At 35.8% G+C, this 24,990-nt stretch carries 25 protein-coding genes, 1 tRNA gene and 1 pseudogene; 24 read left to right on the top strand and 3 right to left on the bottom strand.

Features of this window, described 5'->3' with window-relative positions:
• Positions 1 to 7: 7 nt before the first annotated feature.
• The 23 genes and pseudogenes from OWR28_RS12950 to OWR28_RS12840 all read left to right on the top strand — a co-directional run bounded on the left by OWR28_RS12950 (position 8) and on the right by OWR28_RS12840 (position 23,167).
• On the top strand, positions 8 to 877 hold the full coding sequence (locus OWR28_RS12950; protein WP_332386961.1) for a T9SS type A sorting domain-containing protein: 870 nt from the start codon (positions 8 to 10) through the stop codon (positions 875 to 877).
• A 147-nt stretch (positions 878 to 1,024) separates the two neighbouring features.
• Positions 1,025 to 1,585 (top strand): hypothetical protein, encoded by a 561-nt coding sequence (locus OWR28_RS12945; protein WP_332386960.1) that lies wholly within the window; start codon positions 1,025 to 1,027, stop codon positions 1,583 to 1,585.
• A gap of 146 nt (positions 1,586 to 1,731) precedes the next feature.
• Positions 1,732 to 2,625: a hypothetical protein gene (locus OWR28_RS12940; protein ID WP_332386959.1), complete on the top strand. Its 894-nt coding sequence runs from the start codon at positions 1,732 to 1,734 to the stop codon at positions 2,623 to 2,625.
• Between the two features lie 65 nt (positions 2,626 to 2,690).
• Positions 2,691 to 3,566 carry a hypothetical protein gene (locus OWR28_RS12935; protein WP_332386958.1) on the top strand — a complete coding sequence of 292 codons (876 nt, stop codon included), beginning with the start codon at positions 2,691 to 2,693 and terminating at the stop codon, positions 3,564 to 3,566.
• A 194-nt stretch (positions 3,567 to 3,760) separates the two neighbouring features.
• Positions 3,761 to 4,387 carry a hypothetical protein gene (locus OWR28_RS12930; RefSeq protein ID WP_332386957.1) on the top strand — a complete coding sequence of 209 codons (627 nt, stop codon included), beginning with the start codon at positions 3,761 to 3,763 and terminating at the stop codon, positions 4,385 to 4,387.
• Positions 4,333 to 4,791: pseudogene (locus tag OWR28_RS12925) on the top strand (DUF5977 domain-containing protein); the annotation flags it as partial. The gene OWR28_RS12930 and the pseudogene OWR28_RS12925, both read left to right, overlap by 55 nt.
• A gap of 11 nt (positions 4,792 to 4,802) precedes the next feature.
• Entirely contained in the window at positions 4,803 to 5,198 is a 396-nt protein-coding gene (locus tag OWR28_RS12920) for a DUF6443 domain-containing protein (RefSeq protein WP_332386956.1), read from the top strand.
• Between the two features lie 50 nt (positions 5,199 to 5,248).
• A complete protein-coding gene (locus OWR28_RS12915; RefSeq protein ID WP_332386955.1) occupies positions 5,249 to 6,433 on the top strand; it encodes a hypothetical protein in 1,185 nt (394 codons plus the stop codon).
• A gap of 53 nt (positions 6,434 to 6,486) precedes the next feature.
• Positions 6,487 to 7,188, top strand: coding sequence for a hypothetical protein (locus OWR28_RS12910; RefSeq protein WP_332386954.1), 702 nt, complete (start codon positions 6,487 to 6,489; stop codon positions 7,186 to 7,188).
• 20 nt (positions 7,189 to 7,208) lie between these two features.
• The gene (locus OWR28_RS12905; RefSeq protein ID WP_332386953.1) at positions 7,209 to 8,399 is read left to right on the top strand and encodes an RHS repeat-associated core domain-containing protein; all 1,191 of its coding nucleotides are present in this window, start codon (positions 7,209 to 7,211) and stop codon (positions 8,397 to 8,399) included.
• 873 nt (positions 8,400 to 9,272) lie between these two features.
• Positions 9,273 to 10,892: a T9SS type A sorting domain-containing protein gene (locus OWR28_RS12900; RefSeq protein WP_332386952.1), complete on the top strand. Its 1,620-nt coding sequence runs from the start codon at positions 9,273 to 9,275 to the stop codon at positions 10,890 to 10,892.
• 15 nt (positions 10,893 to 10,907) lie between these two features.
• Positions 10,908 to 11,258: a hypothetical protein gene (locus OWR28_RS12895; RefSeq protein ID WP_332386951.1), complete on the top strand. Its 351-nt coding sequence runs from the start codon at positions 10,908 to 10,910 to the stop codon at positions 11,256 to 11,258.
• Positions 11,198 to 11,431 carry a hypothetical protein gene (locus OWR28_RS12890; protein WP_332386950.1) on the top strand — a complete coding sequence of 78 codons (234 nt, stop codon included), beginning with the start codon at positions 11,198 to 11,200 and terminating at the stop codon, positions 11,429 to 11,431. Before OWR28_RS12895 ends, OWR28_RS12890 begins: the two co-directional genes overlap by 61 nt.
• A gap of 125 nt (positions 11,432 to 11,556) precedes the next feature.
• The gene (locus OWR28_RS12885; RefSeq protein WP_332386949.1) at positions 11,557 to 11,853 is read left to right on the top strand and encodes a hypothetical protein; all 297 of its coding nucleotides are present in this window, start codon (positions 11,557 to 11,559) and stop codon (positions 11,851 to 11,853) included.
• A 326-nt stretch (positions 11,854 to 12,179) separates the two neighbouring features.
• The gene (locus OWR28_RS12880) at positions 12,180 to 12,560 is read left to right on the top strand and encodes a hypothetical protein (protein ID WP_332386948.1); all 381 of its coding nucleotides are present in this window, start codon (positions 12,180 to 12,182) and stop codon (positions 12,558 to 12,560) included.
• 29 nt (positions 12,561 to 12,589) lie between these two features.
• Complete coding sequence (locus OWR28_RS12875) at positions 12,590 to 13,273, top strand: hypothetical protein (RefSeq protein WP_332386947.1); 684 nt, start codon at positions 12,590 to 12,592, stop codon at positions 13,271 to 13,273.
• A gap of 5 nt (positions 13,274 to 13,278) precedes the next feature.
• Entirely contained in the window at positions 13,279 to 14,373 is a 1,095-nt protein-coding gene (locus tag OWR28_RS12870; protein ID WP_332386946.1) for an RHS repeat domain-containing protein, read from the top strand.
• 5 nt (positions 14,374 to 14,378) lie between these two features.
• Complete coding sequence (locus OWR28_RS12865; RefSeq protein ID WP_332386945.1) at positions 14,379 to 17,114, top strand: DUF6443 domain-containing protein; 2,736 nt, start codon at positions 14,379 to 14,381, stop codon at positions 17,112 to 17,114.
• Entirely contained in the window at positions 17,087 to 17,851 is a 765-nt protein-coding gene (locus OWR28_RS12860; protein WP_332386944.1) for a DUF4329 domain-containing protein, read from the top strand. The genes OWR28_RS12865 and OWR28_RS12860 overlap by 28 nt, the downstream gene beginning before the upstream one ends.
• The gene (locus tag OWR28_RS12855; RefSeq protein ID WP_332386943.1) at positions 17,823 to 18,215 is read left to right on the top strand and encodes a hypothetical protein; all 393 of its coding nucleotides are present in this window, start codon (positions 17,823 to 17,825) and stop codon (positions 18,213 to 18,215) included. Before OWR28_RS12860 ends, OWR28_RS12855 begins: the two co-directional genes overlap by 29 nt.
• 1,057 nt (positions 18,216 to 19,272) lie before the next feature.
• Positions 19,273 to 19,818: a peptidoglycan-binding protein LysM gene (locus tag OWR28_RS12850; RefSeq protein ID WP_332386942.1), complete on the top strand. Its 546-nt coding sequence runs from the start codon at positions 19,273 to 19,275 to the stop codon at positions 19,816 to 19,818.
• Positions 19,819 to 20,306: 488 nt separating this feature from the next.
• Positions 20,307 to 21,245, top strand: coding sequence for a CHASE3 domain-containing protein (locus tag OWR28_RS12845; protein WP_332386941.1), 939 nt, complete (start codon positions 20,307 to 20,309; stop codon positions 21,243 to 21,245).
• Complete coding sequence (locus tag OWR28_RS12840; protein WP_332386940.1) at positions 21,245 to 23,167, top strand: response regulator; 1,923 nt, start codon at positions 21,245 to 21,247, stop codon at positions 23,165 to 23,167. Before OWR28_RS12845 ends, OWR28_RS12840 begins: the two co-directional genes overlap by 1 nt.
• A 54-nt stretch (positions 23,168 to 23,221) precedes the next feature.
• Here OWR28_RS12840 and OWR28_RS12835 read toward each other — a convergent pair whose 3' ends face one another.
• From OWR28_RS12835 to OWR28_RS12825, 3 genes are all read right to left on the bottom strand, one after another.
• On the bottom strand, positions 23,222 to 23,494 hold the full coding sequence (locus OWR28_RS12835; RefSeq protein WP_332386939.1) for a hypothetical protein: 273 nt from the start codon (positions 23,492 to 23,494) through the stop codon (positions 23,222 to 23,224).
• Between the two features lie 258 nt (positions 23,495 to 23,752).
• Positions 23,753 to 23,826, bottom strand: a tRNA-Ala gene (locus OWR28_RS12830).
• A 127-nt stretch (positions 23,827 to 23,953) separates the two neighbouring features.
• On the bottom strand, positions 23,954 to 24,421 hold the full coding sequence (locus OWR28_RS12825; RefSeq protein ID WP_332386938.1) for a MaoC family dehydratase: 468 nt from the start codon (positions 24,419 to 24,421) through the stop codon (positions 23,954 to 23,956).
• Between the two features lie 360 nt (positions 24,422 to 24,781).
• Between OWR28_RS12825 and OWR28_RS12820 the strand changes: the two genes are divergently transcribed.
• Positions 24,782 to 24,967: a hypothetical protein gene (locus OWR28_RS12820; RefSeq protein WP_213279291.1), complete on the top strand. Its 186-nt coding sequence runs from the start codon at positions 24,782 to 24,784 to the stop codon at positions 24,965 to 24,967.
• Positions 24,968 to 24,990 lie beyond the last annotated feature (23 nt).

The following is a 24,990-nucleotide window of genomic DNA, read 5'->3' as shown; positions in this document are numbered from 1 at the left end:
AAGTGGCGTGAAGATCGACTCTTATTCCAAAGCCAGCAGCAACTTTGGCGAAGGCGATTACTGGATCGTAAAGCTTGACAAAAACGGAAAAGTAGAATGGGAAAAGAATTTCGGAGGAAAAGGTGATGATCATTTGAGAACATTGGCTTTAACTTCAACCGGCTTTATCATTGGCGGGGAATCCAGATCGGAAAGGTCAGGAAATAAAACAGCAGGGATTGAAGAAGGAACAGACCTTTGGCTGATTTCCTTGAATGAAAGAGGTGATGAACAGTGGCAGAAATCTTACAATTTGGGTAACCGGGATATCCTGATGGGTATGAATGTAATAAACGGGAAGCAGGAAGACGGAAACGGGAGTTCTAAAGGCATTCTGCTGGGAGGTTATACCCAGGCGGAAGGAAGAATAGAAACGGATGATGAAACCTTCTGGATGCTGTATTTAGATCAGAATGGCAATGAGCAGTGGAGGAAACACGTCAAAGGAGAATCCAGAAAGAAGGAAGAGAGACTTTTCGATTTGAAACTAAACAGAGACGGATCCATTATTCTTGCCGGAACCAGTGCAGAAGAACTGGGGAAAGAAAACTGGAAAATTGTTAAGCTTGGAGATAAGCAGGTTGATCAGTTATTAGAAAAATACGACATTAAGATCTATCCAAATCCTGTATCTGATTACGCATATGTAGAAATCGGCTTTGATTTTAAAGAGGCTGATATTCTGTTGTATGATATGAGCGGAAGACAGCTTCAGAGCGTAAAAACCAAAAACAGAGTAACTAAAATGAATACTCAGGCTTTGGTTCAGGGAGCTTATCTGGTGACGATAAAAACGGATAACAACAAAACGGCGAATGCAAAATTGATCAAGAAATAACCATGAAAAAATACTTTTATATTTTTAATTCTATCTTTCTGTTTTACTTACGGGCAAAAAGAGAAGACAAAGAAAGAATCAGATACCATTAAGGTTCTTGCAAAAACAACGACTACAGTAAATAATTCTACCAATAAAGATGATTATTTGGCGAAAGCTTTTACTGTTACGACTCCCGAAGTTTCACAATTAATTAAATCTGAACTCATTCCGATTAATTATGCTACCGGCAGAGCAGAATATTCGATTCCTATTTTTGAAGTTAAAGAAGGAAATATTAGTGTTCCGGTAATGTTAAAATACTCATCAAATGGAGTAAAAGTAAATCAGGAAAGCACAAATGTCGGATTAGATTGGGTTTTAATAGCAGGCGGTAATGTGACAAAGTTTGTTAATGATATTGATGATAATAAATATAGAGTTAACCAGAATTCAAGTAATTATCCCCGTGCAGAATGGGATGAATCTTCACTAACATGGCTAACAGTGTATGATGCATCCTCAGATTGGGGGCAATATGTAAGTAAAAAAGGACGACTGGTTAATGATAGTGATGTTGAATTTATGCCGGACTCTAAAATTACTGCATCTTCAAATTATGAGCAATATGTTGATATGGCGGCAGACACTTTTTTTGCGGTTGCACCCGGTTTAAATTCTAAATTTTACTTGGAAAAAAAACAAATCAGGATGGTAATTGGGATATAAGATTTAGTACGTATGGTTACAGAGGCCATGAATTAGATGGATTTGGTAACAAAATTTATGTCAATAAGTATGATAAATTTGACATTAGTAATGTTCCCAATAAAGGATGGATGGGATGGAATACTGTTTTTTCTACGGAATGTAGTATGAAATTAGGCAATCTTGATAATTATGCGACACAGAATAATTATTCATTGTTAAGAAATAATGCTAAAGATTATGATCAGTTTCAGATCATCAATGCGTACGGAAATGTATATTCATTTAAAACAAACGATGTCAACATAAGTTCCACAACAGAGTTTCCTTTCACAGGTTTTACAGATTCATCACCTGAAAGCCCCAAAAGTGCCATGTCAATATGCAAGCTTATCTTAAAAAATAACTATAATATCGATATTAATACGTGGAATCTTGATTCTATACTTGATGTTACTTCCAATAAAAAAGTCACTTTTACCTATAAAGAGTTCCAGCAATCCCAGACTAAGCTTAATGATCTTGATAAAGGTAAAGTAATTTTAAGTTCATATATTATTAATTACGGAAATGGGAGCAGTATTATCAATTATCCCGGAGGTGGTATTTCACCAGTAGATTATACTAACAATAAATATGCTCAAAATACCATATATCATTATGTGGAAGAAATTAACTGGAGTGAGGGTAAGGTAAAGTTTTTCTATGATTTTACCAGATCTGATGCTTTTGATGATAATAATAATGTAACTCCTAAACGGGCACTTTCTCAAATCATTGTTTATGATGTTAACGGACAGATTGTTAAAAAGGTAAAATTAAACTATGGTTATTTCAAAAATACACAGGTTTCAAGTGACCTGGATTTAAGATTGAGATTAGATGATGTTGCATTTTATGATAAAGATGATACCTTTCTCTACAATTATAAGCTTGAATATAATCCTGTTCCTATGCCTTCCAAAGGAACTTCGGAAGCTACCAAAAATTACAGAGATCTTTTGGTAATTTTAAACAGCAGTCGGCCGGAAGTTTTCCCAAAACATATTACCAAATTATAAATCAGAAGTTCAAATTTGATAATCTTCCACTTAATGGAACCACTTTTTTATATGGTGATATAGACATGACTCCGGACAATCAAGCTTCTATAGGAATGCTGAACCGGATCACAACTCCTACAGGTGGATATTTCCAGTTTGCATATGAGCTAAATAGGTTTCTTTTGAATGGGCAGGAACAGCTGGGTGGCGGAGTCAGAGTCAAAGAGCAAAAGATACTTGATGGTAATACAGCCAGAACAATTAAGTATAAATATCTGAATGATAACGGGACTTCATCAGGTACAATAGGAAGTATACCTTCTATGGTTACTAATAGAATTGGAGGATGGTACAATAGTGTCAGCGATTCTGGTGTTGCTTCCTATCCGGCGGTATATTTATCACAGCAGAACATGCCTGAAACCGATGATAGAAGTTTTGTCATTTACGAAAAAGTGACCGAAGAAGAAACCGGGAAAGGAAAGCAGGTGTTTTCTTTTACAGGTTTTAATAATTATCCTAATATTTATCCCCACACTGAAGATCATACGGGTGGTGTTAGCGGAAGTAATCTTGTGGCAAATGAAAATTATTTCAAAAACCGCAGCCATTTAAGAGCGAAGTTGATTAACAAAGAAGTTTACGCAGAAGGGGCAACTTTTCCGATGCAAACAGAAACCTATATTTATAAAATCGGGAAAGACGTTAGTACTGATTTTAATGTATACTTTTCTAACTCATATATTTTTAAACCTGCCTGGAGTCTGATTATTGATAATACCCCAGAAAATCTTATTTTGTATAAAAAAATCAGCAGAAATAATTATTTGAGTATCAGTAACTTTAATGAGGAACAGGTCACAAAGGAATATTTCGGAGCCAATCCGGTTTTAAATAATGGTGTGCCAATATCGTACAATTATCAGGAACCTTTTTTCTTCCAACAAAAGAGAAGATAACTCATTTTGATGGAAGCATTACAGAAAACTCTTTTGCTTATCCTTTGACACAGGGAATGCAATACCTAATTAATTTAAATATTGTTGCCAGTCCCCAACTTCAAAGTTCAATCAAGAAAAAGAATGATACGGACCAAGGAAAAATTATATCAACAGTATATAAGAATTTTCCATCAAGCCAGGCTGATGCCGATTTGAAAACAGCCGGTCTTCCTTTACCTTATGCCGATCTTTCTACCAATATCCTGATAAATTCGCCAGTTGTTCAGATGACGTATGATAAGTTTGACAGCAAAGGGAATTTACAGCAATTTACAAACAGGGAAGGTATACCAACCACTGTTATCTGGGGATATAATCAGACAAAACCCATCGCTAAAATAGATGGAGCCAAATTATCAGATATTGACCCCTCTCTTATTAATGGCATTGTGAGTGCTTCCAATAATGATGCACTGGCTTTGCCAAATAATGATGAGACGACATTATTAAGTGCTTTAGATAATTTCAGGGCTAATCCTGCTTTTACAGCATATCAGGTAACAACCTATACTCATGATCCTCTGGTAGGGCTTAGAAGTATTACGATGCCGGCTGGCACGAGAGAAAGTTATATTTATGATAATGCATTGAGGCTCCAGAAAATAAAAGACAGATCAGGTAAAACTATAAAGAATATAAATACGGGTATGTACCTACGGTTTACTATTACAATACTTCCAAAAGTCAATCATTTTCGAAAAATAATTGTACCCAGCCAGGCGCCACTCCAGCACCTATCGTTTATACAGTACCTGCAGGAAAATACTCCTCCACGATAAGTCAGGCAGTGGTAGATCAAACAGCCCTTGATGATATTGCGGCTAATGGTCAATACTATGCCAATGCCAATGGTTTATGTAACTCTACAACATACTGCAGTCTTTCATTCAACAGCTCTATAGGAATTTCAGGGGGAGGAAGCGCTTCTGTTACTACTAACGCAATGTATAAGGTAAGTTTTGGGTTTTCCTCGGGATCAAACTCAGTCAATTTACCCTGGACGACAACAGGGGTAAAAGTGGCTGACATTGTAGGCAACTGCAGGCCAACATCAGATTATTCATCTTACAACGGGCAGGTGTACTATACAATTAAAACCAATGGGAGATTATCATACGAAGACATTTGGGAGTTTCCACACCCAACAATACTTCCTATAATTATGAGCTATTCTTTCCAGTAAACTAACTCACCATGAAAAAAACTCTGATTTTATTATGTCTGCTGCTTTTAGCAGGTACATTATATGCGCAAACACAAACTGTACCCAGCAGCAATGAAAATTATATTTATACTAAGAATTACCTTGACTATCCTGCTTCTGGCGATCCTAAGGTAGCTGAAACAGTTCAGTACTTTGATAAATTAGGAAGGCCCATACAGCTGATTAATGTAAAAGCAACTCCGCAGGGTAAAGATTTGGTGACACCGATTAATTATGATGAATTTGGAAGACAAGTAGATTCATGGCTTCCCTCACCAATGAATACCTACATGGAGCCATTCAGTCAGGCGTTAATTCGAATGCTACAAATTATTATGGAGATAACTTTCCCTTTACTCACAAAAACGTTGAAGCTTCTCCGATAGAAAGGGCTTTATCAAATGTACAACCTGGACTGGCCTGGCAAAACCATCCAGTGAATTTTAAATATCAGGCCAATATTCTGGATGATCATGTAGCCAGGTTTGTTACAACGACAACCGTAACAGACAATACGACCTATTCGAAGGTTGTCTGGGAAAATGAGTATGCGGTAAATCAATTATATAAAAGCATAGTAATTGATGAGGACGGAAATAAAGCGGTGCAATTTACAAATGGATCCGGGGACATAATACTGCTTCGTAAGATATCCCAGGATGATGAAAATGCAGATACTTACTACGTTTATAATGAATTTAATCAGCTGGCTTATATTATTCCACCCAAAGCAGTTATGGATTTTTTTAATGCATATGGAACGGGAAGTAACGTCGAAGTTCCGGATTTCATCCTAAATGATCTTTGCTATCAATACCGTTACGATGGAGTAAACAGGCTTGTAGAAAAAAGCTTCCCGGAAAAGGGGTGGCAGTATATGGTGTATGATAAACAAAACAGATTAGTACTGGCTCAGGATGCAAACCTTGGAGTTGCTAAACAATGGATGTTTACAAAATATGACCAATTCAGCAGAATAGTTTATAAAGGAATTTATACAAGTGCACAGGTCTATGGAAGCCAGGGTAGGGTTTTTGAACAAAATACACTCAATACCTTCACAAACAACAATACATTAAGGCAGGCTTCTATAGGGTTTAATAATGCAGGAATGGAGGTCTATTATCCGGCTAATACCAGCTATCCAAATGTTAATTTTAAGTTACTCAGCGTAAATTATTATGATTTCTATCCACCGTATAGTTTTAATCCGGCACCTCCACCAAATGCGGTTGCCGATAATATTGCAGATGTTAATAATACCAAAGGACTTGGTTTATTAACACTGATAAAAAATATTGAGAATGATGACTGGACAAAGAATTATTCTTATTATGATATGAAAGGCAGGGAAATTGGGACCTATTCTATCAACCATTTAGGAGGTTATACTTCAACAGAATCTGTACTTGACTTTTCGGGAGCAGTAAAACAGACCATTGTAAAGCACAAAAGACTGAATACTGATACAGAAAGGATTATCAAAGAAACGTTTGAATACGATTCGCAAAATAGATTACTTGTACATAAGCATAAAGTTGATAATAATACAGAAGAGGTACTGACTCAAAATACATATAACGAGATTTCCCAACTGTCAAGTAAAAAGTCGGAGGGGTAGATATTTCTAATCCCCTTCAGACAATAGATTATCAGTATAACATCCGGGGCTGGATGACAAAAATAAATGACCCCGATAATCTTGTAAATGGAAAATTGTTTGGTTATTCCATTAAATATCAGAATCCCTCAAATACTGAAACATATGCAATTTTTAATGGGAATATTTCCGAAATCGACTGGAAAACACAAAGTGATAATATTTTAAGGAGGTATGACTTTTCTTATGATACTTTAAACAGATTTGCATTTGGCCGTTTCACCACTCCAGGTGCTACGGTCATAGAAAATAATTTTTATAATGAGTGGGCAGACTATGATATAGGAGGTAATATCAGAAGTTTAGGCAGATACCAGAAATCATACAATAATCAACCGCTTCTGATAGATAATTTAACGTACACTTATACAGGTAACAGGCTGACTTCTGTCAAAGATAACTCAGGTAATTACAGCGGATATCCTGATAGTTCCGGAAATACTATTGGATATGATCTCAATGGAAATATGACAGATCAGAAAGATAGAGGAATTCTGGATATCGATTACAACCATCTCGATCTGGCAGATAAATTTACTTTCGATCAGTCCTATATTGTAAAGGATTTGTTTTTAGGAGATCTTATAAAAAATGTGACAACTCAGTACCTTTACAGATCGGATGGTGTAAAGCTGAACAAAAAGTATACTTACGGAGTCGGTAAAAATAGTACGGAGGCCTCCAGTGACGGATTACCTGGATGGTTTTCAGTATGAAGTGCAGAAATACAACACAAATGTTTCCTCCGGTTTTAAAATTCATTCCTACCGCTGAAGGATACTATAATTTTGAAAATAATAAATATGTTTACAGTTACTCGGATCACTTAGGAAACATAAGGCTTAGCTATACAAGTAATGGGACAGGCGGAATACAGGTTATTGAAGAAAACAACTACTATCCTTTTGGTTTAAAGCACCGTGGTTACAATGATGGTATTGGAAATTCTTCATATCAGTACAAATATAACGGAAAGGAGCTTCAGGAAGAATCCGGAATGTATGACTATGGAGCAAGAATGTATATGCCTGAAATTGGAAGATGGGGCGTCTTGGATCCATTGGCTGAAAAAATGACAAGACTAAATCCTTACAATTATGCCTTTGATAATCCGGTAAATTTTATTGATCCGGATGGAAGAGAAGGAGCGGGCTGGGGTTATAGAAATGGGGCATGGGTATTTTTGCCGGGAATGCAGCAGGGCGATGAAGAATATATGAAACGGGGTTTCACAGATTTCCGTCCTGACGGAAGTGTTGTAGATAATGTTGTCATTACCAACAGTTCTGAGCAGAATACAGGGCATACTTATTTAGGATTTAATGGAGAGGCAAAATATGTTACTCAGGGCTCATCTTTAGGAACAACAATTCCGCTTACTGTAGGTTGGGGAAACACGGGAGTTGGCACAGGCACTGGTACGATAGCCGGAACAGGAGCTGGGCTTTCATTATTAACGATACTTGCTTCAGCTGTAGCAATCTGGACACTGCATGGAGATGCAGCAGTGGATACTCCTGCAGATGAACCTGAAGATTTAAATAATCTATATTTGTATAGGAATATGAGAAGCGTTGGAGGTCTTCCCGAATTAGGTAACTCTCTTAACACTCTAGGAATAAGAAATAAAGATATGTCTAATAATATTTTTGGTGAAATAAAAGCCGACACAGATTATGTTTATGGAAGTTCAGGAATGGGAATGTCCGTGACACCAGGATATGGCAATGTTGTACCGGTAGTAGACTTTGCTACGCCCAAGACGACTCTGTTTAGAATAAAAGCAACCGACGTATACAAATCCGGATTAGGTATTAATGTAGATAAAATTAACCATGCAAATATAACACCAGTCGGAAGAATCATGTTACATCAGTTTAGAACCCAAATACAAGCTACAGCACCACTATGGAAACCAGTAAGATAAAAGAAGTAAATCATATTATAGATATTTATTTGAATTTTGAAACCCTTTCAACTATTGATGAGGAGCAATATAAAAAGGTTGTAATTAAATTTTTAAACAGCTGGATCAACTAAAGAAGAAGGGAATGCATAATGATAATGAGCTTACGCGTTTTATAAGTGAGAAGTATTCAGAGATATCAGAAAAATTTGAAGAAAGTCCTATCTATGAAGAAAGGATTCAGACGATCTTTCCGGAAATAAGTGAGTATTGCTCACCACCTTACTTTTGGATACACCATTGAATGATTATATGAAAAATAAATGGGGTTAACTCTCAATGATACTGATATACAATTATAATTTCAAGAGGAATTAAAATTATATCTTGATAAAATGTCCAATACCTTCGCATTTTTGCGAGGGTATTTTTACATATGCAAGAAGTGAAATAGAACTCAATAGTATTGTTATTGTGGTATTACCCCATTCGCGGTACAGCTAAATTTTCAACTATTTCTGTAATCTTCTTAAAGAGCAGTGGACACTATAGTTATAATTCTGTAGATATCAGTTTCATTACCAGTTCCGCTATTTTCTAATCTTTGCCGCTTGGAAGAGGAACAAAACGTTCTGTGCTTTTTCCTGTCATCATTACTATTATTACCGTTATAAAAATAATTTCAAAATACTAAGGAAGTTTAATATTTTACAAACGACATGTTTTGTCGTTTAAGCAATATATTTTTGTTAAATAAATATAAATTATATGGTGTGAAAATAATTGTAGTCATTTAATTATAATAAAGGTAAATATTTGTCGTTTCTTAAAAAATGTTAAATTCGAAACGTTTTAATAAAACTAATCACTAACTCAAAAAATAACAATACGGGAATGAGAAAAATCTATCTCGGAGCGCTAACCTTATGCGCTTTTTTGGGCACATCCGCCCAGGAAGTGGTATGGCAGAAAGATATCCAATCCTCAACACAGGATTTTCTAAGCCAGGTTACCACTACCATTGATCAGCAGTATCTTATCACCGGAAGTTCTATACAGTCAGGAAGCGGAAAGCCGGAGGCTGGAAGTAAGCAGAACAACGGTTACGATTTTCACCTTATCAAACTGAACCAGCAGGGCGAAGAAGTCTGGGAAAAATACTTCTCAGGACAAAACCATGATTATCTCTCTGCAACGGTTACCACACAGGACGGTGGATTTCTTTTAGCTGGTACCAGCTATTCAGGAAAAGGGTTGGATAAAAAAGAGGATTCCAAAGGAGGCTCAGATATCTGGCTGGTCAGAATCAATGAATTTGGTGATGAATTATGGCAGAAAACACTAGGAAGTACTTCCGATGAAGAAGCCAGGGCAGTTATCCAGACTACCGATTTAGGATTCTTTGTTGCCGGAAACGTACAGGGCTCTTCAAAAGGGTACGGTTCCAAAGATGTTCTGATCACAAAACTGGACAAAGACGGAAAAGAACTCTCACAGGTAATTTTAGGAGGAAAAGGTTTGGATGAAGTCGAGAAAATGATTCCAACCAAAGACGGAGGAGCGTTACTCGGAATGTATTCAAGAAGTTCAGCTGTACAAAGTAAAATGTATAATGTACAAAGTCCTCAAAATACATCCGACACCCGACATCTGACAACGGTACAAAAACAAAGCGACAATTTCGGTGAAGGCGATTACTGGATTGTAAAGCTTGACAAAAACGGAAAAATTGAATGGGAAAAGAATTCCGGAGGAAAAGGTGATGATCATTTGAGAACCCTTGCTTTAACTTCAACCGGCTTTATCATTGGCGGGGAATCCAGATCAGAAAGATCAGGGAACAAAACTGCCGGCCTTGAAGAAGGAACAGACCTTTGGCTGATTTCCTTGAATGAAAGAGGCGATGAACAGTGGCAGAAATCTTACAATTTGGGTAACCGGGATATCCTGATGGGAATGAGTGTAATAAACGGGAAGCAGGAAGACGGAAGCGGGAAGTCTAAAGGTATTCTGCTGGGAGGTTATACCCAGGCGGAAGGAAGAATAGAAACGGATGATGAAACTTTCTGGATGTTATACCTTGATCATACTGGAAATGAGCAGTGGAGAAAACATGTTAAAGGAGAATCAAGGAAGAAAGCAGAGAGGCTATCTGATTTAAAACTCAACAGGGACGGTTCTATTGTTCTGGCCGGAACCAGTGCAGAAGAGCTGGGGAAAGAAAACTGGAAGATTGTAAAACTGGGAGACAAACAGGTTGATCAGTTAATTGAAAAATATGATATTAAGATCTACCCGAATCCGGTGTCAGATTATGCTTACATAGAAATTGGCTTTGATTTTAAAGAGGCTGATATTCTGTTGTATGATATGAGTGGAAGACAGCTTCAGAGTATTAAAACGAAGAATAAAGTAACCAAGATCAATACCCAGGCTTTGGTTCAGGGAGCCTATCTGGTGACGATAAAAACTGATACCAATAAGACAGGCAATGCAAAGCTGATCAAAAAATAAAAACTAATTATTTTCATGAAGAAAACTACAATAGCTATAATTTTATTATTAGCTACATTAAATAATGCTTCAGGGCAAACCACAGTCAACCAATATGATCCAAGTGTGAAAAATGTTCCTACATCTCCTGAAGTTGCATTATTGGGCCGGTTTGGAGATATTCCCGTAGGGCATTATACCGGAACAGCAGAAGTTTCAATACCTCTTTATACTCTTAGAATAGACAATATTGAAATTCCTTTAGCTTTTAGCTATCATACCTCAGGTATTAAAGTTGCTGACGAAGCGACATGGGCAGGTCTTGGGTGGAATTTTTGCCTGAAGGAACCATTACACAGGAAATTAGAGGCAGCGAAGACTTTGTAACAGGAGGAGATGGTTTTGCCAGCACATTGGGTTATAGTATTTTTAAAAATAACTTTCCCACTGTTCAGTCAGAAAGTCCAATGTATAGACTTCAATATGGTGCCAATGATTATAATGCAGGTCTTCTCCTGGAGGCTCCCAGCCAGCTACAGATGATTCTTATGATATCATAAGCAGTTTAAAAAATAAAAAAGGACAGCCCGATATTTTTTCTTATAATTTTTATGGATACTCAGGTAGATTTTTTTACAATCCGGAGAACAACAGTGAAATACTTTTTTTAGAAAGTAATGATGATGTGAAATTCTCCAGAAATACGGATGGCTGGATAGCAACTACCAACAAAGGTGATAAATTTTATTTTTACGCTATTGAAAAATCAACAACTGATCAGACCAGCACCGCTGACTTATCGTATACTTTTAAAATTAGTAGAATTGAACTTGTAAGTGGTAAAGTTGTTACATTCGCATATCAGGACGAAAGTACCTATCAGCAATATCCTACACAAGTTGTACATCTCACTAATTTTACAATGAATCCTGCTTTAAGCAGTAGTTCTAATGCTGTTATTAATGATAAAAACATTAATTAGGATAGAAACAGAAGATACGAAGATACAATTCAATTTGGATAATAGGGAAGACATTCGCCCCCATTATACTGCTACACCCATCAAAAATTGAGTTCAGTTGATATTCTGTCAAAACACAGTAATAAGAAGATTAAAAGTTTTGTATTAAATCAGGATTATTTTCCAATTAATTCTATTAATAATACACCTGAAGAAGGTTATAAAAATAAGAGGTTAAGATTAAATTCTATTCAGGAGGTTAACTATGATCAAATGGGTAATCCTGTCCCGACATCTATCCCCCTTATACATTTGAATATGACACATCCAAGATAATGCCTGATAAGATGAAAAGTTCAGATTTTTATGGGTATAGTAATGGTGAAGGGAGTGAAAATCTTCTTCCTGATTTAACCTATTTTGATTACTTTAAAACTGCTCCCTATAAAAATTATGGTCTAACACCAAGCTCATATTTGGGGACTATGAGATATACAAATGTCAGTTGTGTTACAACAAATATACTGAAGAAAATATCTTACCCTACTGGAGGCCGTACTGAATTTGAGTACGAATCCAATACATTTACCAACCAGTTTATACCCACTATTACTCAGTTACAAAATGGTAATAAAGCTCAAAGTATAACGCATAGAGGAGCAAGTACAGAGCCAGGAGGATCTATTACAAAACAAAGTACTTTTTTAAATTACCAAATAATATTATAAAATTTAATAATACCATATATGACGGCTATATGGGGCCTCTATACCCTGAGGTTCACTATGGTGACTGGACGGAGATCGCTAAATGTAAAATACAGTTTCGCAAAAGAAAGATCATCAATGGGCAGCCGGTTGATACTGTAATTAAAGAATGGAAAGTAGATGTTCCTGGAAGTGTATTTGAACAAACACATCAAATGACCTGGAGTGAAGAAATAACAGTGCCAGTAGATACTGATCCTACTATCGAATATTATGTGTATGTTGAGAATGGTATTAATTACCGAAGTACTGATGGAAGTCACAGAGCTGTAGTATCGAGTGATATTTCATATTTTGATAATACGAATATTGATACTTCTATATCTTATGGAAGCGGTTTAAGGATAAAGTCATTAAAGAATTATGAAAACAATACATTATTGTCACATAAAGAATATACTTATAATGGTGGGAAATTAATTTATGCTTTTAATCCTATAAATCTTATCAGTGGTGCCACATCTAAATCTCAGCCTTCATCAACTACCGGGGGATGCCCTAGTGAATCTATTTCAATATTTAACGATATTTCGATCAATTCCAGCGATTTCGGAATAGGAGGAAATAAATCTTTTGGTTATAGTGAGGTTATAGAGAAAGACATTAGTGTCATTGACGGAACAGCTAAAGGTTACACGAAATATTATTTTACCAATATACAGGAACTTACCTGAAGGGTATGCCGAAAGTAGATGTTCCTTCCAATGGAGAGAATACATTGATTGAAGTTTATGACCAGAATCAAAATAAACTGTCATCAAAAATAAATAACTATGATAATTTACCCAATACCTATGGGGTATACCCTTCATTTGGTATCGTTAAAACATCAACCGGTCTCTATGACCCAAGTAATAATTTTTACCCCTATCAGTTTAATTCAGGTTGTCCTGTAATTGGGCTATCCTATACTGGGCACAACTATCAAAATCCGTTGCCCGTCACTAAATATAAGTTTTTGGTGAGTCCTCTTATTACTGGTAAAAGAAGACTTAAATCCACCATTGAAACTACATTTTTAGGAACCTCGGCTTTGGTGAAAAAAACAGAATTGACTTATAATGTTTCTGGAAATCTTGATACAAGTAAGTTAACAACCTCTGACAGCCAAATTATCTATACAGATTATGATTATGCCAATGATTGGGGAAACACCCGTTTGGTTAATAAAAACATGACTGGTATTCCGTTATCTACAAAGGTTACTTCGGATAATAAAACCCTAAGCTTTACACAAACCAAATATGATAGTCAGGACAACTACCTTCCGACTTCTGTCCAGTCGTATGATATCAAAGCTGGCAGCTGGGATACTGAAGTTAAATATGATAGGTATGATGACAAAGGAAATCTCCTGCAGTATACTACAAAGATCGGGGTTCCGGTTTCTTTAGTTTGGGGATATAATAAGACGTATCCTATTGCTAAAGTTGAAGGGCTTACCTATGAACAGATTGGAGAAGCAGCTTCGGCCCAGCTTGCAGATATTCTTTTGGCTTCTGAAAAAGACGCTAATCCTGCATTTTATAACATGCAGCCAGAAGATGCAGAAAACCAGCTTGTTAATAAATTGGATGTTTTCCGTACTTATTTCAGGCTGTTAAACTATAATATTACTACGTACAGCTATGATCCTTTAGTAGGGGTAAGGAGTATTACCCCGCCATCAGGAATCAGAGAACGCTATATTTATGATGCTGCTGGCAGGCTTGAAAAAGTTGTTGACATGGATGGCAAAGTGTTGAAAGAAATGAAATATAACTATAAAAACTAATACCGTTGAAGAAACTCATAATTCCAATCGGTGCTTTGATGATATCAGGTTTTGTACAAGCCCAGTTGAGCACTACAGAAAACTATACTTACAGTAAGACATATCTTGATTATGATACCAATAATCAACCCACTAAAACATCTGAAACCGTTCAGTATTTTGATGGATTGGGCAGACCCAAGCAAGTTGTCAATATCAAAGCATCTCCTACGGGAAAAGATCTCGTAACGGCAATTCCTTATGATGGATTTGGAAGGCAGGTTGATACGTGGCTTCCAGCACCTATGAATACGTTAAACGGTGGAATTCAACCAGGAGTACTGATGGCAGCCCAGACTTATTATGGTGATAATACACCTTTTGTTCACAAAAATTTAGAAAATTCCCCTCTGGACAGGATTTTTGAACAAAAGCAAGTGGGTACGGCATGGAGTACAAAACCCGTGAAATTTGAATACAATGCCAATGCTGATGGCGAAGTAAAGAAATATAATGCGGTTTTTAATTATAGTACTTTCGAAACATTGATTACGGTTTCTGCTCCTTATACAGCCAATCAGTTATATAAAAGTACAGTAACGGATGAAGATGGAAATAAAACCATAGAATTTAAAAATGGTAAGGATCAGGTTGTGATGATAAGAAAAATGATCAGTGCAACCGAAAGTACCGACACGTACTACGTTTATAATGATTATAATCAATTGGCTTATGTTTTATCTCCTAAGGCAGTAGATCTTATTAAAAACTTAAGTCCTGGAACACAGATTCCGGATACTGTTCTGAATACACTTTGTTATCAGTATAAATACGACGGAAAGAATCGGTTGGTTGAAAAAAAGCTTCCGGGAAAAGAAGTGGAATACATGGTATATGATAAGGCAGACAGGTTGATACTGACCCAGGATGCTAATCAAAGAGCTGCTTTTAGCTGGCTTATCTACAAATATGACGTACGAGGTAGGCTTATCTATACTGGAATTCTAAAATCAAACAACACTCGGACCGGAATGCAGAACCAGATTAATGATGTTGTTGTAGTTGAATCCCGAAATACAGTAGGTTTGACAGCAAACGGTATGGCATATTATTATACCAATACATACTTAGGTTTGGATACACTTCTTTCGGTTAATTATTATGATTCTTATCCATCTCAATACTTGTTTAATCCAACTGTTTCAAATATTCTGGGAGAACCTGTACTTACAGAAACTCTTAGTGCAGATGGAAGAAGTACGAAAGGACTTCCTGTGTTAAGTCTGATAAAGAATATTGAAGATGATGGCTGGACTAAGAATTATACGTATTATGATGCCAAAGGGCGAGTAATTGGAAAGCATTCTATCAATCACCTGGGAGGATACACCAGAACAGAATCTAAACTGGATTTTGCAGGGCTTCCCAAACAGACTATTACTAGACATAAGAGATTAGGAACAGATACTGAAAGAATTATTACAGAAAACTTTGAGTATGACAATCAGAATAGACTTCTGGTACACAAACATCAGGTAGACAGTAATCCTGTAGAATATCTGGCTCAAAATACATATAATGAAATTTCCCAGCTGGCATCCAAGAAAGTGGGAGGAATAGCGGCTGGATCTTCACTTCAGCAGATGGATTATCAGTACAACATAAGGGGCTGGCTGACGAAGATCAATGACCCTGCGAATCTGAATGGAAAGCTGTTCGGGTATGAAATAAAGTATCAAAACCCTGTGAATCCTCAGAGTGTAGGAAAATACAATGGTAATATTGCTGAAATTGACTGGAATAATGGCTCGGAAAATCTCCTGAAACGTTATAATTATGAATATGATGCATTAAACAGGTTAAAAAATTCTTTTTATAAAGAACCTTCTACAGGAAATACCGGCTATTTTGATGAGTATTTAAGTTATGATGCAAATGGGAATATCATGATATTAAAAAGGAATGCTGCTCCCGTCTCCCAGGGAACTACGTTTGTACAGGTAGATGACCTTAGCTATCAATACACCGGAAACCGTTTGGATAAAGTGGTAGAAACAGCGATGAATGATTCAGGATATGAAGGCGGAAATAATATAATTGACTATGACTTGAATGGCAGTATGACCACGATGAAGGATAAAGGAATCTGGAGTATTGCGTATAATTATTTGAGTTTACCTGATTCTTACTCCATTACGCAGAATAACCCATTTGGACTTCCGATGAATGTAGGATTGAATTATTTATATCGTTCAGATGGGGTTAAAGTACGTAAAACATATTCAAGCACACCACCTCGTGGCCTGACCAGCGTTACGATCACGGATTATCTGGATGGTTTTCAGTACAACTATTTTGAGGGAGGAGGAATCTGTATCACCTGCCGCACGGGGAATGCTTATGAGCAGGAGGCATATAAAGGTATTATTGATCCCGGTACAATTACTCCGGAATGGCGGCTTGACTTTGTGCATACAGAAGAAGGTTTTTATAGTTTTACAGAAAACCGCTATATTTATCAATACAAAGACCACCTTGGAAATACAAGGGTAAGTTTTGGCAAAGACAGCACAGGCGCTCTTGAAATTATAGATACTAATAATTATTATGCATTTGGGTTAAATCATATTTCAGGACCATTAAGTACCTCCCAGTTCGGAAGTTATAAATCTTATAAGTATAATGGTAAGGAATTACAGGAAACAGGCTTTTTGATTATGGAGCGAGGTTCTATATGCCGGATCTTGGAAGATGGGGAGTAATTGACCCGTTAAGTGAAAAGTATAGAAGATGGTCACCTTACAGTTATGGAATGAACAATCCAATACGATTTATTGATCCAGATGGAATGCAAATTATGGATCCGGGCGATAAATTTAAAAATCTAAGATCAGCGGCTATTGATTTTGGTAAACAATATAATGGACTATCAATTAATTATAATGCTGAAGTAAGTACCCTTTTTTATAAGGGGGTAGATAAGAATGGTGAAGTTTTTTATAGTTACACTATTCCCGAAATGGGTTCTCAAGGTATGACAAGCGGAATAACTCAAGACCAGGTTGCAGAAGTCTCAAAATTAGGAGAGATAGTTGCTGACGGTCATACACATGCCGGAGATACAGACCTTATAAAGATGGATGGGAGAGATTATAGTTCGGCAAATAAATTTTCGGATAGAGATATCAATAGTTATAAAAATACTTTAATTGACAGTAATGGTAAGAAGGAAGATAACGGACTAGGAAAACCTGTTACTGGTTATGTTGCTGGCCCAGATGGAGGGTTGAGGGAATTTATTCCTGGAGTGAGTAATAATTCAAATTCTACGAAAAAGGATGCAGCTGGACTACCTATAAAAAATTACGATATTCCGGTAGATAGTAGTTTACCATCAGATCCCAGCTCCAGGTCTTTAAGGCTCAATAATATTGCGCCGACAAATATGCCTAATATATTGCCTAAAGGATTTGATCCTGAACAACCTAAAAGATATTAATTATGGTAAGGAAAACTTTAACAATTTTGTGTTTCCTCCTGTATTTGCGTTAGCGCAACAAAACAAGGATGGAAAGTGTAAAGACAAAAACAGAGGAATAGATCAACTTCCCTGTAAAATTGTAAGCCGATATGGTATAGATCTTATACCTGATGAATCAGCCGTAATCAAATATGTGGATATTCTGATAACAAAAGATTTACTTGACCCTGAAAAGACTAAACCATACAAAGTTAATTTGACTGAAAATGGTAAGATATGGCATATTATTGTAAAAAGCTATAATTGTAGAAATTGTAAGATTAATATTAACATTAATAAAAACACAGGAGAAGTATTAAATTATTACAAATCAGAAAATTAAGTGAATAACATCTACCTTCGTATGACCCACAAACTCTTTGTTTTCAAAGTGCTATATAGGATAATAATTCATGTATCAATACTTTTATTTCCATTTGTTTTGATCAATTGTTCAACGAGCAAGATTTTCGAAAAATACGGCATAGAGAAGGGTTAATTTTTAAGAACCCAACTGGATTAAATATAGAAAAGCAATTTTTTACTCAAATCGCAAAATAATTTTACAAGATACATTGATGGTACATTTACGCCCTATTGGTTCTTTTTTGATAATAGTTTTTGTATTAATGCTATTAAACTGTGGTCCAAAAATAAAGATTTCACAAGAAATGCATGACTCAGGAAAGTATACTGTTTATAAAATCGATTCTATAAACAGCTATTATCTGGTGTATCTTACTTACCGGAAAAATAGTTTTAAAGTTATTTCGAAAAAGAATCATCATCCTCATGCAGGCCAATTAAAGTTGGACACCAATTTAATTTATTCTTTTTGGATAGGTTGATTAAAGAAGAAAACTATATTCCTAAAGACTTTAAAACTATTAGCGCGTTATCTTTCGTACCGGATTGTATTAAACTGGATGACAGTACTGAAATCTGCCGTGATCGAGGTATGGACAACATCTATCTGAGCAAAAGCCTGCGTGGCCTTTGTTATGTTGATTTAGCTCCCAAATTGTAGGTCAAATACATTTTGAAAACTAAAAAGTTTTATAAGGGCTTACATATTAATTTTACTAAATACTCTTAAATAACAATGATAACACATTTACCAACCTGTAAATATTTTTTTGTCAAGACCTAAAGAAAATTAAACCCAAACAGTAATTTATATTATGACAGTTTTATACTAGAAATAACAGCAATTTACATAAGCCCTCAGTACTTCCAAAGTATTGAGGGCTTTCTTTTTAAATCAAATGAATAGACCGTGTAGTTAATTTACTACATGAACTTCCTTTTTCCACTACAAAGAAACTTTTATCGCTGCTGTAGATTTGCAGTATACAAAAGAGAGCAATTAAGTAAAAAATAACAATAAAAATATTACCATCATGAAAAAACTAATCTTAATCCCGGCCTTAACTATTGGAGCGATCATATTAGGAACTAATAATGTTCAAGCTCAAAATACCACTGCAACCACAACGGTAAACATTACCCTGAATGATGTCATCTCTATTGACGCAGGAAGTACAGCAATAGGCAATACCGTTGACTTTAACTACGTTACTGCAGCAGACTATAATTCTGATCAAACAGTTACTAAAGCCAACTCTTTAAAAGTTACTTCCACAAAGAGCTTTAATGTAAAGGTAAAAGCAGGAGGTGCTAATTTTATGAACGGAACGAACCTGATTCCTGTGAATGTTTTGACAATCAAACCTTCTACCGCAGCCGGAAGTATGGGAGGAACAAAAACCGCAGTAGTGTTGTCTGCAACAGATCAGACTTTGGTAGCTAATGCTCCGCTTGGAAGCGCATTAACACTGAATTTAGACTACACTATTCCAGCAGCGAAATCATCATCTTCTGATATTTTGGGTAAACCTGCCGGAACTTATACGCAGACAGTAACGTATACCGCAACAGCTTTATAAATAAATTTTTCATATTAATATTTTGTGATTTGGTGTTTCGAAGGCTTCCTACGGGAGGCCTTTGATTTTGTATGTATTGGTATCGATATAGAGAAATTCAAAATCCGGAAATAAATATCTATCAGCTGTAATAGAATCTATGTTTGGAAAGGGCAAATTTTCAAATATAATGTGTAAAAATTTTGGTTAAAAAAATTCCTTACTTTTATAAAAATAATCAATTATGGAAACGAAAGATTATTCAAGCCTTTTAAAGGCAATGTCTTGCGTATCCCAACACTGTACCTTGTACTCATTTTTCAATATCTTCTGACAAATTTCTAAATTAATTTGCTGATATTATAAAATGACCTATTTTTAGTATTTTATTACAAAAATACTATTCAATGCCGAAAAAAATTATAAGAAACCTTCAAATTGGTGTAGTGATTTCTTTGATACTTTTGATTGCTAGTTCTATAGCATCTTATATAAGCATACATAAGCAGATGGAGAATAGGGAAAACCTCTTAAAAAGTAAGGAATCTATAAGCTTAGCAAAAGATATCTTAAATACTCTTTTAAATGCTGAAACAGGAAATAGGGGATACCAGCTTACCGGCCGGGAAAATTTTCTTGAACCTTTTAATAATAGTAAAAATGAATATCCGGTGCTTGTTTCGAATAAAGATAGACTTAATCTTAGAAATAAAGATCAGATTAATGTCTTAAATGAACTGCTGCATGCTTCAGAAATGATGATGAAGGAATATGCCTTACTTATTGAGAATCGTAAAAAGGGCATATTAATGAGTCCGGAAGAACTTGTACAAAACAAGGAAGCTATGGACAGATGCCGTAGGCTCGTTCAGAAATTTGTAAAACATGAGGAAGTTCAGCTTGCCATAAAAAATGAAGATCTGAATAAATCTTCCAACTGGACGGTTTTGTTTATCATCTTTTCTGCCATTGCAGCCATTGGTGTAACCGTTTTTGTTTATATACAACTAAAATCTGACCTTATTCGTCGTGGTAAGTTAGAAAAAGATCTGTTTTATACTAAGGAAATGCTTGAGGAAACAGGTTCAGTAGCCCAGGTGGGAGGTTGGGAGGTCAATATGAAGACCGGAAAGATCTTTTGGTCTCAAAGTACAAGAGAAATTCATAAATTAAAAGATGGTCTCCAGCCTACTTTTGAAAATGCCTTAGGATTTTACAAAGGAGAAAGTGGGGAAAGAATAAAATACCTGTTTAACAGGGCAATACAACAAGGAATTCCTTTTGATGAGGAGCTTCAGCTTTTACGTAATGATGGAGTTACGACCTGGGTAAGGGTAAAAGGTATTCCTGAATTTGAAGATGATATCTGCAAAAGGGTTTTCGGCATCATTCAGGACATTGATGCATTCAAAAAATGTTTCTCGAGGTTTCCCGGAAGGAGGCAATAATGCAATCTTTTGTCACTGATGTTCCTGTTCCTTTGGCCATGTTTGATAAAGACCTTAATTATATTGCTGTAAGCAGCAGATGGAGAGAGGAATTTAGTATGAATAATGTAGATCTTATCGGCAATAATCTATTCACAATATCACCTGATATTCCCGAAGAAGGAAAAGAGATCTATGAGAATGCGCTGTTGGGAAAAATATACATCAATGGTGATTTTACGCTAAAAGTGAAAGGAAAAGAAGAAATTCAGCATTACGACCTTAAAGTTGGGCCTTGGTATCTTACAAAAGATGAAATAGGGGGTGTAATTATTTCCATACAGAATATTACAAATGCTGTAAAGATCAATGAAGAATTGAAAAATGCCAAAGAAACAGCAGATATAGCCAGCAAAGCAAAATCCGAATTTCTGGCCAATATGAGCCATGAGATCAGGACTCCTTTAAACGGAGTTATTGGCTTTTCAGACCTCCTCCTCACGACACCGCTGAATGAAACACAGATGCAATATCTGAATTACATCAATGAGTCAGGGGAAAACCTGCTTAGCATCATCAATGATATATTGGATTTTTCTAAAATAGAATCCGGAAAAATGGAGCTTTTGATTGAAAAATGTGATGTTTATGATATGCTAAGCCAGGTAATCAATGTGATCATTTATCAATCCCAGAAAAAAGATATCGAACTTCTTCTCAATATTGAGCCGGGCTTTCCAAAAATACTTTTTATGGATGAAGCAAGGTTAAAGCAGATCTTGATCAATCTTCTGGGGAATGCTGTGAAGTTCACAGAAAAGGGCGAGATCGAGCTAAAAGTAGAGAAGTTGCACATGAATGATCGTACCATCGCTTTGCGCTTTTCGGTAAGAGATACGGGGATCGGCATCCCTGTTGAGAAACAGAAATACATTTTTAATGCCTTTACTCAGGAAAACAGTTCCATCAGTAAAAGATATGGAGGAACGGGGCTTGGGCTTACTATCTCCAACAATATCCTGGGATATATGGGAAGCCATTTGTCGCTGAGCAGCGCAAAGGAAAAAGGGTCTGTATTTTCGTTTGATATTGAGATACCTTATGAGATCCCTCAACTGAGAGAAGAGGAGGAAATAACTATTAAAACGGCCTTAGTGGTCGATGATAATGAAACCAACAGGATTATTCTTGAGCACATGCTTACCTATAAAAATATCAAGTCTACTTTGGCTTCTAATGGGATGGAAGCCTTAGAGATCCTGTTGAAAGGTGAAAGGTTCGATGTGATCCTGATGGATTATCATATGCCTGTTATGTCCGGATTGGAAACAATAAATAAAATAACAGAGCTGTTCAATCAGCGACAAGAGACTTCACCATTTATAGTACTTTCTTCTTCTTCTGAAGAACTGGGAATACTTAGTTCAGTGAGAAAAATAGAAAATGCACATTTACTTTTGAAACCCATCAAATCACATGATCTATACAAAACTTTAAAAAAGGTAGACCAAAGTTATACCGTAGAAATTAGTAAGGATCATTCTGAGAAAGTTTCGCATGTATTTGCCTCGGAATTGGAAGTGCTTTTGGTTGATGATAATGTAGTGAATATGGTTCTGAATAATAGAATAATGAAATCTCTTGCTCCGAGTATACATCTGACGGAAGCGGTCAATGGGCTGCAGGCTGTGGAAGAATGCAGGAAAAAACAGTTTTCCATTATCATGATGGATGTACAGATGCCAATAATGAGCGGTATTGAAGCAACACAACATATCAGAATGCTGCCGGGATATGAACATATACCTATTATAGGCATTACGGCCGGAAATGTTCTGGGTGAAAAAGAAAAGTGCCTTGAGGCCGGAATGAATGATTTCCTTCCCAAACCTGTAAAACAGGCAGATCTTCTTGATGTACTCAAAAAGTATATTAGGGTTTAGATTTTATGAAAAAAGGGATCAGTTTTTGCGAGGGTTATATATTCTTATAACTTCTCAGTAAGTTTTATTTAAAAGCATTATATCCGTTAGTAATTTGGAACAGTGGAAGGAACGATTGAAGCAAGACTTTCCTTTAGGACCAATGATTTTGGAGAAGTGGAACTCAGGTTTCATCCGGTAGGGAGAATGCCCGATTTTTCTAAGCCTTTCTTTGGGCATGTATTTTCGGGACAGGCTGACCAATGAATTGGTGCAGGTAAGGGCAGACAGGGTAAGGGTTCCACTCGTTGAAATCTCTCTTGGCCTACCATCTACGGTAACTCTCAAATAAACAAATCTTTCGTTAGTTCTGATTTAGAGTCTTTAAAAAAACATCGTACTGAAACTACTTTCTAACATAATCGATAATTTAGGATTAATAAAATTCGAATTAAATTACTGTCAAATCAAGATATTAAATATTTATTTAGAGCAATTATAAAAAAAAGCGATAATCGCAAAAAACGAAAAGAGCTGTAATTAATTAAATTACAGCTCTTTAACAGGTTTTTAAGCGTTTTTGAAAATTTTATCTTTTACGCTATGTGGAGAATACGGGATTCGAACCCGTGACCTTTTGACTGCCAGTCAAACGCGCTAGCCAACTGCGCCAATCCCCCGAATTATTTAAAGCGGTACAAAAGTAAGTATTTAAATGAAATCTGCAAATATTTATAACTTTTTTATTGAATAAAATATGAGATAAATGATAATAAAGATTCTATTTCTCGCCGGATGGTCTTTTGATTAATCAGAATTATTGAAATGATAAAGAAATAAAACATCACCCACGTATGCAGGTTTTGCCTCACCTTCGATAATTAATTTTGCCTCAACAATCACTTTTACAGTTCCCCTCAGGTTACAGATAGATTTTGCATAGGCTTGCAGCTGTACACGGTTGTTTACAAGAACAGGCTGCCCGAATCTGAAATTTTCGATGCCATAATTAATTTCCATCTTTACATTTCTGACATCCGCTATCTGCTTCCATAAATAGGGTATAAGTGAAAGGGTCAGATAGCCGTGGGCAATTGTCGATTTAAAAGGACATTCTTTTTGCGCTTTTTCCGGGTCAATATGAATCCATTGATGGTCCAAAGTAGCATCAGCAAATTTATTAATCTGTTCCTGATCAATTGTATGCCAGTCCGATACACCGATTAGCTTTCCTTCAAATGCTTTATATTCTTCAAAACTATTGATAATGACCATAGAATGTTTGTTTATAGTACTGAAATTTTGAATACTATTAATAACATTTCAAACATCTGGCCAAAATCTGTCGCAGTGTGGTACCTGCTTAAATTTTCACTGATAGAAAATAATGTAAGAGGATCTGGCTTATATATTGTAAAGCTTATTATTGTATTGCAAAAAGTATATTTTTCACTAAACGGCTTGGTTTTTGCAATTTTTTACATGTAATGTATTGGTAATATATTCATAGAAACAAAAACTATAAATCCGTATTGGAAAGGAGTCAATTTAAAAAGACATTAGATCAGTTTTCTGATGTAATTATATATAAAAACAAATTTTAAACTAGATTTTTAACAATAAAAAATTAAGGCTATGAACGTTAAACGAACATTTGGAACCATACTGACTATCTTGGGAATTGCAGGTTTAATTTATACCGGATATGAACTCATCAATAAAAGTTCTGCCTATACAACATTAGGCGTTATAGGCGTTCTCGGACTTATATTCTTCTTTTCCGGGATAGGGCTTGTCAAAAATACCAAAGACGAGGCATAAGCTAATTTAAAAAAACAAAATAG

This window comes from Chryseobacterium sp. 1B4, assembly GCF_036631475.1.
Classification (GTDB): Bacteria; Bacteroidota; Bacteroidia; order Flavobacteriales; family Weeksellaceae; genus Chryseobacterium.
This window is presented reverse-complemented; position numbering and strand designations above follow the sequence as displayed.